Source organism: Actinomadura fulvescens, assembly GCF_039533225.1.
In the GTDB taxonomy this organism is placed as follows: Bacteria; Actinomycetota; Actinomycetes; order Streptosporangiales; family Streptosporangiaceae; genus Spirillospora; species Spirillospora fulvescens.
In genome coordinates, this window is sequence record NZ_BAAATD010000007.1 from 78,155 (window position 1) to 88,856 (window position 10,702).

Annotated in this window: 12 protein-coding genes; 4 read left to right on the plus strand and 8 right to left on the minus strand. The window is 68.2% G+C overall.

The window, feature by feature from the left end:
- The first annotated feature begins 31 nt into the window (after positions 1-31).
- A complete protein-coding gene (locus ABD333_RS25465) occupies positions 32-1,324 on the plus strand; it encodes a lysine N(6)-hydroxylase/L-ornithine N(5)-oxygenase family protein (RefSeq protein WP_344544834.1) in 1,293 nt (430 codons plus the stop codon).
- Here ABD333_RS25465 and ABD333_RS25470 read toward each other — a convergent pair.
- From ABD333_RS25470 to ABD333_RS25480, 3 genes are read right to left on the minus strand one after another with little or no spacing between them, the layout of a single operon-like run.
- The gene (locus ABD333_RS25470) at positions 1,314-1,475 is read right to left on the minus strand and encodes a hypothetical protein (RefSeq protein ID WP_344544836.1); all 162 of its coding nucleotides are present in this window, start codon (positions 1,473-1,475) and stop codon (positions 1,314-1,316) included. The two genes, ABD333_RS25465 and ABD333_RS25470, sit on opposite strands and share 11 nt — an antisense overlap.
- A complete protein-coding gene (locus ABD333_RS25475; protein WP_344544838.1) occupies positions 1,472-1,657 on the minus strand; it encodes a helix-turn-helix domain-containing protein in 186 nt (61 codons plus the stop codon). The genes ABD333_RS25470 and ABD333_RS25475 overlap by 4 nt, the downstream gene beginning before the upstream one ends.
- A complete protein-coding gene (locus tag ABD333_RS25480) occupies positions 1,647-2,381 on the minus strand; it encodes an ATP-binding protein (RefSeq protein ID WP_344544839.1) in 735 nt (244 codons plus the stop codon). The genes ABD333_RS25475 and ABD333_RS25480 overlap by 11 nt, the downstream gene beginning before the upstream one ends.
- Positions 2,382-2,535: 154 nt before the next feature.
- Between ABD333_RS25480 and ABD333_RS25485 the strand changes: the two genes are divergently transcribed.
- A complete protein-coding gene (locus tag ABD333_RS25485) occupies positions 2,536-3,396 on the plus strand; it encodes a helix-turn-helix domain-containing protein (protein ID WP_344544840.1) in 861 nt (286 codons plus the stop codon).
- Positions 3,396-3,593 (plus strand): DUF397 domain-containing protein, encoded by a 198-nt coding sequence (locus ABD333_RS25490; RefSeq protein WP_344545401.1) that lies wholly within the window; start codon positions 3,396-3,398, stop codon positions 3,591-3,593. The genes ABD333_RS25485 and ABD333_RS25490 overlap by 1 nt, the downstream gene beginning before the upstream one ends.
- A gap of 7 nt (positions 3,594-3,600) precedes the next feature.
- Here the strand turns inward: ABD333_RS25490 and ABD333_RS25495 are convergent, their stop codons facing one another.
- From ABD333_RS25495 to ABD333_RS25515, 5 genes are all read right to left on the minus strand, one after another.
- On the minus strand, positions 3,601-3,948 hold the full coding sequence (locus ABD333_RS25495) for a hypothetical protein (RefSeq protein WP_344544841.1): 348 nt from the start codon (positions 3,946-3,948) through the stop codon (positions 3,601-3,603).
- Positions 3,949-4,389: 441 nt separating this feature from the next.
- Positions 4,390-6,351, minus strand: coding sequence for a hypothetical protein (locus ABD333_RS25500; protein WP_344544842.1), 1,962 nt, complete (start codon positions 6,349-6,351; stop codon positions 4,390-4,392).
- Positions 6,352-6,437: 86 nt separating this feature from the next.
- A complete protein-coding gene (locus ABD333_RS25505; RefSeq protein WP_344544844.1) occupies positions 6,438-7,238 on the minus strand; it encodes an ABC transporter ATP-binding protein in 801 nt (266 codons plus the stop codon).
- 5 nt (positions 7,239-7,243) lie between these two features.
- Positions 7,244-8,311, minus strand: coding sequence for a FecCD family ABC transporter permease (locus ABD333_RS25510; RefSeq protein ID WP_344544846.1), 1,068 nt, complete (start codon positions 8,309-8,311; stop codon positions 7,244-7,246).
- A gap of 3 nt (positions 8,312-8,314) precedes the next feature.
- A complete protein-coding gene (locus tag ABD333_RS25515) occupies positions 8,315-9,376 on the minus strand; it encodes a FecCD family ABC transporter permease (RefSeq protein WP_344544848.1) in 1,062 nt (353 codons plus the stop codon).
- A gap of 243 nt (positions 9,377-9,619) precedes the next feature.
- Here ABD333_RS25515 and ABD333_RS25520 point away from each other — a divergent pair, with 243 nt between their 5' ends.
- The gene (locus ABD333_RS25520; RefSeq protein ID WP_344544850.1) at positions 9,620-10,666 is read left to right on the plus strand and encodes an iron-siderophore ABC transporter substrate-binding protein; all 1,047 of its coding nucleotides are present in this window, start codon (positions 9,620-9,622) and stop codon (positions 10,664-10,666) included.
- Positions 10,667-10,702: the final 36 nt, after the last annotated feature.

Here is a 10,702-nt window from a genome sequence, read left to right on the forward strand (position 1 = left end):
GATGAGCGTGCCCCCTCCTGAAAGGCCCCCCATGTCCCCGCATGTCCACGATCTGGTCGGCATCGGTTTCGGACCCTCGAACCTCGCCCTCGCGATCGCACTGCGTGAGCACGGCGACCCGATCGACGCGGTCTTCTTCGAGAAGCAACCGGCGTTCGGCTGGCACCGCGGGATGCTCATCGAGGGCACCACCATGCAGGTCTCGTTCCTCAAGGACCTGGTCACGATGCGCAACCCGGCGAGCGAGTACAGCTTCCTGCGCTACCTGCAGGACAAGGGGCGGCTGGTCGACTTCATCAACCACAAGACGATGTTCCCCTCGCGGATGGAGTTCCACGACTACCTGGAATGGGCGTCGTCGTCGTTCACCGACGAAGTGGAGTACGGCGCCGAAGTGGTCGCCGTCACGCCCGTCACCACCGACGGCACGGTCGAGGCGTTCGACGTCCTGGTCCGCGCGGGCGGCTGCGCCGACGAGCTGACCACCCGCCGCACCCGCAACCTCGTCATCGCCGCCGGCCTCGAACCGTTCCTCCCCGAAGGCGTCGTCAGCGAGGAGCGGATCTGGCACAGCGAGGAACTGCTCGACCGCCTCCCCACCCTCCGTGACCCCGAGCGCGTGATCGTCGTCGGCGCGGGCCAGAGCGCGGCCGAGGTGACCGACCACCTGCACAGCACCTTCACCGACGCCGAGGTGTGCGCCGTCTTCGCCAAGTACGGCTACACGCCCGCGGACGACAGCTCGTTCGCCAACCGCATCTTCGACCCGGCCGCCGTCGACCACTACTACGAGGCGCCCGAGCCCGTGAAGGGGATGCTGCGCGACTACCACGCGTCCACCAACTACTCGGTGGTCGACCTCGACCTCATCGACGAGCTCTACCGCCGCCACTACCAGGAAAAGGTGCAGGGCAGAGAACGCCTGCGCATCATGAACGCCTCCCGCCTCATCGAGGTCACCAAGACCCCGGCCGGCGTACGTGCCACCGTGGTCTTCCTTCCCACAGGCGAACGCACCACCCTGGACGCCGACCTTCTCGTCTACGCCACCGGCTACCGCCCGGGCGACCCCCTCACCCTCCTGGGCGAAGCGGGCGAGCACTGCCACCGCCTCCCCGACGGCGGCCTCCGCATCGGACGCGACTACAGCGTCGCCACCACCGACAACGTCCGCTGCGGCATCTACGTGCAAGGCGCCACCGAGCACACGCACGGCATCACCTCGACGCTCCTCTCCAACACGGCCGTCCGCGCCGGCGAGATCGTCGACTCCATCGCCACCCGCCTCCGCACGACCCGCTCGTCCTACGCCCTCACCCGCTGACGAGCGCGAACCCAAGCGCCACACCAACGTCGAGGCAGACACCGATCCCGAGCCCCACCAACAGCGGAGCCCCGGCGACCAACGCCAGCACAAGCGCACTCGCCACAATCGCAAGGTGAATCGCGATCGCCACGGCAGGTGAACGGTTCATCGAGGGATCCTTCCTGTGTGGAGGAAGCGGTCCACGTCTTCACGGTGGAAGCGCAGGCGGCCCGACGGAGTCCGAACGTACGGGAGGAGACCACGGGCCGCCCACCCCGAGACCGTAGACGAGGAGACGCGAAAAACCCTCGCCACCTCAGCGGTGGTCAGCAGCTCGGCATCACCCTGCATGGAGATCCTCGCCGCACCGCACGATGACCTCCATGGCCTCGATGAGATCCCACGTCGGAAACGTCACCGCCCCAAGGGGCGGCATCGTGACCGAACACGTCTCGCCCCGGACCCGCACCGTGATCCCAGCTCTCACTGTCAGAACGGAGACGTCCCGACCGCGGCTGTGAAGTACCGGTTCCATCCCCCGCGCCGCGAGCCCCTTCACCAGTTCGCCCACCGCCTGCCCGCTGCCCCGGCGCGGAGCACTCCACGCCGCTGACATCGGAACGGAGAAGAAGACGACCTTCCCCGGAGTCGCGTCCAGCCACGACCGGCTGCGGTGCACTCCCCAGCTGCCCCCATGCTCACCGGCCAATGCGGCGACGACCTCCAGCCCCCGCCCGCTCTCGGCCCCCGGCGCCGCCCGCTGCGGCAGCGACCCCTGCCAAGGGACCCGGTCGAAGACCTTGACCACGAGCTCGGGCCGTTCGCCGCGCCGATAGAGGTACAGCTCCGGCACGAACGGAGCCGGGCGGCGTCGCCCGAGTGCATGCACGAACGCGTTCGTGGCCAGCTCGGACACCATCGTCGCCGAGTCGCGCACCAACTTCTCGGGCAACCCGCGCATCGTCTCGCGCACCCGTGCCCGTGCTACGCCCGCACACGTCTCGTCCGGCGGCAACGCCCAAACCCTGCACCCGCCGTCGAGGCTCGACGGCGAGCCGACCGAGGGGACCCGCATCACGACCACCACCCAGACCCGGCTCCGTCGCCGAGCGCATCGACATCGCCACCTAGTGTGACAGCGGGTGGAATTTCTCGCAGTAGAAATTCGAAGTGAACGTCAAGATCTCAGAATGCCACCACCCTGTCACAGGGCGTGGCACAGTAGGTGCGTGCCTGAGATTCACGCCCACGGTTACAGCCCTACGATCAAGAAGCGTGCGCTCAGCAGGAAACTGCTCGCTGCGCGCAAGGATGTAGGGCTGACCACGGTTGATGTGTGCAGTCAGCTCGGTTGGAGCCCGAGCAAGCTCAACTACATCGAGAAGGCGAAGTGGATCGAGCCCAACAGTGATGCGGTGACCGATCTTTGCGAGGTGTACGGGATCGAAGGGCCCGACCGCGACGCACTGATCCGGTTGGCTCGTGAGGCCCGGCAGCGTAGCTGGTGGACCAGATACAACGACGTCTTCCAGAACGAGTACCCAGGCTTCGAGTCCGCCGCGAGTGCCATCAAAATCTTCCAGCACACCTTCCTGCCTGGACTGTTGCAGACAGCCGAGTACATCGAAGCGGTGACCATCGCGGCAGGCATCGATGATCCCGCCGAGGTCAAGCGCCACGTGAGCGCTCGACTCGAACGACAGAAGATCCTTGAGCGTCCGGATGGACCTTGTCGGCTGCACGCCGTCGTGGACGAGAATGCGGTAGCCAGGATCGGTTGCCTCGACGCCAGTGCATCACAGCTCGCCCACCTGCTAGAGATGATGGACCGCCCCAATGTGACGTTGCAGGTCGTCAGTTCCGAGGCGGGACCTTACCCAGGCGCCGGTGAGTCCTTCGCGTACTTGGGATTCGACGATCCTGCTGAGCGGGACATCGTGTTCTTGGAGACCACAGTCGATGACCGGCTGCTCGAAGAGAAGGGCGAGGTTCGCCGCTATCTGGACCGGTTCGAACGTTTGGGTACAGTTGCCCTCACCCAGGACGAAACGCGGGCATTCCTGAGGGGACGGTTGGAGTCGACCAAATGATGCGGACAAGCCTCGTGTGGCGCAAGAGCAGCCGATCTCAAGGTGGTGGTACCGAATGCGTTGAGGTCGCGAAGTTGCCGGGTGCCTGCGGTGTGCGAGACTCCAAGGACCCCACTGGGCCGGTGCTGACCTTCGCGCCCGACGAGTGGGCTCGTTTCCTCGGCACGATCAAAGCGGAAAGCCACGACCTTCCCTGAGATCTGCTCAATTCCAGAACGTGGCCTCCACGCGGGTGACCTCCTTGGGTGTCCGCTGCAAGGCGTCCTCGGTCGCCTGGATCAGTTTGCGGAGGCTCGCGCGGAGTCGGTGACGCTGGTCGATGAGATCGCGTTCGAAGGCGTCCGCTGCTCCGCGTTTGCCGCTCACCCAGACCTGACGACTGGCCATCCGTTTGATCGGCTTGTCGAGCGCCCGCCCGATGTGCTCGGCGTCCCGCTTGAGGCTGCGAAGCAGCTGTTCCAACTCCTGATACTTCGGGTTCGGCACCATGTCAGGAGTTGTCATACGGCATTCTAAGTACATGCCGAGGCCTCGCTCCAGCCGCGTGAGCACCTTCGTTCTCCTGACGGCACTCGCCCTGTCGGCCTGCGGCGATGACGAGCCCGACGGTCCCACCGTCGCCGAAGCCGAGCGTGCTCTGCGATCGCAGGTTGACGCAGCACTCGATGGTGCCTCACCCAGGGGCCATAAGGTCACGGACGCCGGAGGGAAGGACGTTCCCTGTGGTGAGCGACGGGCGCGGCGAGCCTATGCTGTGAGCGCACAGACGGGAACCTCGCCCGCACTGACTCCCGTAGAGATCAAGAACGGGATGGTCGGAGCTCTGCCCGGCTTCGATGCGTTCGACATCGTTGAAGACAATCGAGCCACCCATGCGGGCGAACCCTCGCGAATCAAGCTGGAGAACAAGGCCTCTCGGACATCGCTCGTCATCTCTGTCCCGACCAAGCGGCAGGTCACCGTGTCGGGTACTACGGACTGCCTACGAACGGGTTAATCGTCCCAGGCACTTGCCTGGTCCGTCGCAGCTCTACTGGCGCCGAGGAACCAGAGTTTTGTGCGTGCCCCGACCTGGCCGATCTCGAACTCGCGGTCGCCGCCTCGGCCGTTGGCTTCTAGCCAGGCGAGGTAGTTGTCGAGGATTTTGGGGTTCTCGGTCATCTCGTCGTAGGGGATGAGGCCGTCGTCGTTCCAGAAGAGGTGGCCGGGGTGGGGCAACTTGGCGTCGCCGGGTTTGACCTTCATGGGGTAGCCGCCTTGGACCAGGCGCTGCACCATGGCGTGCTGGAGGCCGAGCGACATCTGGAGCTCCTTGTCCTCCAGCATGCTGAGCCGGGTCTTCTGGTCCGCCTTGTTCTTGATGGTGTCGAGCGTTTGTCCGGACTGCTTGGTGACCACGTACCAGATGGCCTCGACCGCTTGAGCGCCGGCTTCGCTGACGGGGAGGCCGCCTACGAAGACGTCGGCGACGTCGAAACCCACGTCGGCGAGGGTGCGCATCATCTCGCGGTTGCGGGCGTCGCGTTCGTCCAGGTCTCCTTGGACGGTCTTCTGAGCTTGGGTCTGGAGGCCGCTCACGTAGCCGAGCGCCTGCATGACGCGTTCGAGACCGGGTGCGTCGGGGCGGATCCTGCCTTGTTGTTTGCCGACCTCGATCTGGATGCCCAGGCGTACCAGGCGGTGAGACAAGCGGCCCATGCCCTGGTCGAGCAGGGCCATGTGCTCGGGGGAGTCGGCGAAGAGTTTGAGGTAGGCGTAGGTGTCCTCTGGGCTGAGGCTGAACGTCGGCTTGAGACCGGGTGTGTACGTCTTGACGTTGCCGAAGGCGGTGTTGGTGTTTCGATCGTCGAGGTTGGCACCTTCGGTGATTTCGGTGGCGTAGGAGCCGGCTATGCGGGCCAGTTCGATGCGCATGGAGGTGGGCACACGGTCGGCCACTTCTTCGGGGAGGACGGTCATCACTGCGAAGGCGAAGCGGGCGGAGTGCGTGCTGTGGGCGCCGTCGGCCTCGTCGTTGGCGCCTGCGCCGGAGGAGAGTGCGCGGCCTAGTTGCTGGGCGGTGGCTTCGTCGAGGCTCGTTATGCGAGTGAAGGTTTGCAGGACCTGGTTGAGGCCGGTGGGAGCCATGCCTTGGAAGGCGAGCCGGGACGCGGCCGGGTTGTTGCTGAGCGCCTGGAACATCCGCTGGAGCGTCTGCCAGTCGGTGGCGGTCAGGTCCGGGCGGGCCGTCGCACCGCCGGTGGTGAATTGCTGGTACGCGGGTTCCAGGGCATGGAGGCGGGCTAGCGCGGCCAGCCACTCGGGTGGGAACGAGCCGTATGAGAGCAGGACGGCGACGCCTTGGCGATCGGCTACTGGGAGATTCTTGTCGAACATCGCCTTGGTGACCGTGCCGAAGCCGGGGACGTCCATGCCTCCGGATACGGCACTGGCGAACGCTTCGCCCGTCTCGCGTAGCTGGCGGGCTACGTGGCCGTCGCGGCCGTGTTTCTCGATGAGGGCGGGCAGGCGGCGGGTGAGTTCGGGGCCGAGGCCTGCGAAGAACGCGGCGGCGTGGTCGGCGTCGAACCGGTACATGCCCAGTTCGTTCAAGAGGTCGTGATAGTCGCTGGACGTGCGGAAGCGGGCGGCCAGATCGGCCCCCATCTGCCGGGCCCGGGTGGGAGAGAGGATGAGCGACTCGTCGACCGAGGCCATGCCGGGTTGGGAGGAGTCGTCCAGGGCGATCGCCAGGTCGCGACGGCGGGTCAGCATCGGGAGTTGTTCGTCGACCCAGACGCAGACCCGGTCGATCTCGCGCAGAGCGGACGTGTCGACGCCGTACAGGGCCAGGCGGGCGCGGTACGGGCTCATGGCTCCGGCGATGTCCGCTCGGCCACGGCGGAACTCGGCGATCAACCCGCCCATGAGAGTGGGGTCGATGCCGCTGAAGCCCGGCGGGAACGGCGTGCTCACCCGCCACGAGTAGTGCATTGGAGCACGGACGGTCAAGGAGCCGTGTCATCCCCAGGTTGCCTGGCTTCGGTCAACGAGCGGACATTTCAGACGGTGTGGTGGCGGCCTATGGGGATGACCAGGGGGGTGCCGCTGACGGGGTCGGGGGTGACCTGGCAGCGCATGCCGAAGACGTCCTCGACCAGGGCCGCGTCGATCACGTCGGCGGGGCTGCCCTCGGTGACGATCGTGCCGGACTTCATGACGATGATGTGGTCGGCGTAGCGGCACGCCTGGTTGAGGTCGTGCAGGACCATCACGATCGTGCGGCCCTCGCGCCGGTTGAGGTCCACGACCAGGTCGAGGACGTCGATCTGGTGGGCGAGGTCGAGGAAGGTCGTGGGCTCGTCGAGGAGCAGGGTCGGGGTGCCCTGCGCGACGGCCATGGCGATCCAGGCGCGCTGGCGCTGGCCGCCCGACAGCTCGTCGATGGGGCGGTCGGCGTGCTCCAGCATCCCGGTGGCGCGGAGGGCCTCGGCGACCGCGTTCTCGTCGCCGGACGACCATTGGCGCCACCAGGTCTGGTGGGGGGAGCGGCCCTGGCCGACCAGGTCGGTGACCGTGAGCCCCTCGGGAGCGATGGGGGACTGGGGCAGGATGCCGAGGCGCTGGGCCACCTGGCGGGTCGGCATCGAGTGGATGGACCGGCCGTCGAGGTGGACCGTGCCGGCGCGAGGGGACAGCAGGCGGGCCAGGGCGCGCAGGAGGGTGGACTTGCCGCAGGCGTTGGCGCCGATGATGACGCTGATCCGGCCTGACGGGATGACCAGGTCGAGGTCGTCGACCACGACGCGGTCGTCGTAGGCGAGTCTCAGGCCGTCGGCCCGCAGGTCGGTGTCGAGGGTCACGGGGTTCAACCTCCAGAGCCGGCGCGGTTGGCGCGGGCCAGCTGCCACAGCAGGAACGGGGCGCCGAGCACGCCGGTCACGACACCGACGGGCAGCACCATGTCGGACAGGAGCCGCTGGCTGATCAGGTCGCTCAGCAGGACGACGGCCGCGCCGGTGAGCGCGGCGGCGGTGACCGGCGGCGCGGGGGTGCGCGCCAGCCGCTGGGCGATCTGCGGCGCGGCCAGCGCGACGAACAGGATGGGGCCGGCCGCCGCGGTCGCGAACGCGGCGAGGGCCGATCCGCACAGGAGCAGGGTGAGGCGCGTGCGCTGCACGGGGGTGCCCAGCCCGCCAGCGACCTCGTCGCCGAGCAGGAGAGTTCGCTGGAGCCGGGTGAGGAGGAGCACGACGGGGAGGACGGCGAGCAGCGCCAGCGCGAGGGGCTGGGCCTGGGGCCAGCCGCGGTCGTTGAGGTTGCCGACGAGCCAGCCGAGGATCTTCTGCGCCTGGTAGATCTCGGTGCGGCTGATCATGTAGAACGTGACGCTCGTGCACATCCAGCTCACGCCGATGCCCACGAGCACGATGCGGTACCCGGTGGTGCCACGGTTCCATGCGAGTACGTAGATGAGCAGGCCCGCTGTCAGGCCTCCTATGAGGCCCAGTGTTTGAGTGCCCAGGCTTGAGCCGATGCCGTAGGCGAGGCCCGTGGCCACGACCGCGCTCGCGCCCTGGGTGATGCCGAGCATGTCGGGGCTGGCGAGCGGGTTGCGCGTGACGGACTGGAAGACGGCGCCCGCGGCACCGAACGCCAGGCCGCTCAGCAGCGCGACGGTCGCGCGCGGCAGGCGCAGTTCACGGACGGCGAAGAGGGTGGCCGGATCGCCGCTGCCCCACAACGCGGGCACCACGTCCGCCAGCGGCACGGAGAAGTCACCGGTGCCCGTGGCGACCGTCACGCAGAAGACCGCGAAGGCGGCGGCGGAGAGCACCAGCCAGGTCAGGATCAGGCGTGGCCGTACCAGACCTGAGACGCCCGGGCCGCGGAACGCCACGCGGCCGGGCGTGCGGGCGACATGAAGGCCGAGCATGGGTCAGAGCTCCGCGAGACGACGGCGGCGGACCAGGGCGATGAAGAACGGCGCGCCGAGGAACGCCGCGACGAGGCTCACGTCGATCTCCTGCGGCCGGGCCACGACCCGTCCGATGATGTCGGCCGCCAGCACCAGGCACGGCGCGACCAGCATGGAGCCGGGCAGCAGCCAGCGGTGGTCGGGGCCGGTGATGAGCCGGACCACGTGCGGCACGACGAGCCCGACGAACACGATCGGGCCGACGACGGCGGTGACCGCGCCGGTGAGCAGGGTGACCGCCAGGGCGGCGCGCAGCCGCACCAGGCCGAGCCGCCGGCCGAGCGCCACGGCGACGTCGTCGCCGAGCGAGATGCTGTTGAGCGCGGTCGCGGTGCTGAGCGCGAGCAGCGCGCCGGCGAGCAGGAACGGCGCGACGCCCAGCAGCGTCGTGTCCTCGTGGCCGGTCAGCGAACCCGACGACCAGTAGCGGTAGCGGTCCAGCGCCTCGGGGTCGGTGAGCGCGATCCCGCTCGTCAGCGAGTCGAGCAGGTAGGTGACCGCGATGCCGGCGAGCGCGAGCTTGACCGGCGAGGCGCCGCCGCGGCCGCGGCTGCCGAGCAGGTAGACCACGACGGTGGCGGCGAGCGCACCGCCGAACGCGAACCAGATCGAGCCCATCAGCGCGGTGATACCGAACACACCGACGGCCGTCACGACGCCGAACGCGGCGCCCGCGGTGACGCCCAGCAGGCCCGGATCGGCGAGCGGGTTGCGGGTGAGTCCCTGCATGACGGCGCCCGCCAGGCCGAGGGCCGCACCGGCGAGCACGGCGGCCACCGTGCGGAGCAGGCGGGTGCTGGTGACGATGGCCTGTGTCTCGGCGTCGACGCTCGGGTGACCGGGGTCGACGAGCGCACGAACGACCAGGTCAAGCGGGATCGGCCGGGCGCCGATGGCCAGGGACGCCAGGCAGAGCGCGACCAGTGCCGCCGCCGCCGCGGCGAGCAGTAGCGGGCGCCGGAGCGGGCGGCGCCGGACGGGTGTCGCGTCGGCCGGAAAGGGCGCTGCGCGCGTCTTCCGCAAGGGCGCCGTGCTCTGACGTGTCACATAGATCCGATCTGGCTGGGTTAGGCAAGGCATACCTCAGCGTCAGCCCTGGTGCAAGTCTTTCGCGGGATTGAACGAAGGTAAGCCTTACCTTAGTATCGCCTCGCCGGTGTGTCCTGCCCTGTGCGGGTTTCGCCCCAGATGGGACGTGGGCCACGCTCCTGCCCGGCACCACCCGGCCGTTCAACCGGCGTTCGACTCGAGTCCGAAGAGGAAGCAATGTCCCAACCCCCCACGCCCATCGCGGGTGTCCGGCGCGCACGGCGCCTGCTCACCGCGGTCGCCGCCCTGGCCCTCGGCATGTCACTGGCCGCAGGTTGCGGCGACTCGGACTCCAAGGACAAGGCGAGCGGCACCACGTCGCCCGCGGCCGCGGGGGCGGCTTCCTTCCCGGTCACTGTTGACCATATGTTCGGCTCGACCACCATCACCAAGAAGCCACAGCGCATCGTCACGATCGGGCTCAGCGACCACGAGCCGGTGCTGGCGCTCGGCTACAAGCCCGTCGGCGTCACCGACTGGTTCGAGCGCAAGCCGTTCACCGACTGGCCGTGGGCCAAGACCGCCTGGGGCGGCAGCGAGCCGACCATCCTCGGCGTCCGCGAGGCGGGCGTGAAGGCGGAGAAGATCCTGGCGCTCAAGCCGGACCTCATCTTCGCCATGTACTCGGGCATCGAGAAGCAGAACTACGACCAGCTCTCGAAGATCGCCCCCGTGGTCGCGCAGCCGAAGGGCTTCGACCCCTACGCCGCGCCCTGGAAGGAGTACACGCTGCTCGCCGGCCGCGCGCTCGGCGTGGAGCCGAAGGCCAAGGAGCTCATCAGCGGCATCGACGCCAAGTTCGCGCAGGTCCGCAAGGACAACCCGCAGTGGGCCGGCAAGACCGCGGTCGCGGCCGACAGCTTCGAGGCGGGCAAGTACTCCGCCTTCCAGAAGGGCGACCCCAAGTCGGCGTTCCTGGCCGAGCTCGGCTTCACGATCCCCGAAGAGATCACCAAGAAGGCCGGCAAGCTCAACGTCGCCGAGTTCGGCTCCGAGGGCCTGAACATGCTGGAGGTCGACCGGCTGGTCTGGATGACCACCGGCAAGGAGCCCCACGCGCGCATCAAGAACGACAAGGTCTACAAGGAGCTCAAGGTCGCCAAGGAGGGCCGCGACCTGTTCCTGACCTACCAGGACCCGCCGATCGGCGCGGCCCTGTCGTTCAACACCGTCCTGAGCATCCCGTACGCGATCGAGCAGGTGGTCCCGCTCATCAAGAAGTAGCGGGTGGTCCCGCCGCCCATGAGGCGGCGGGACGCC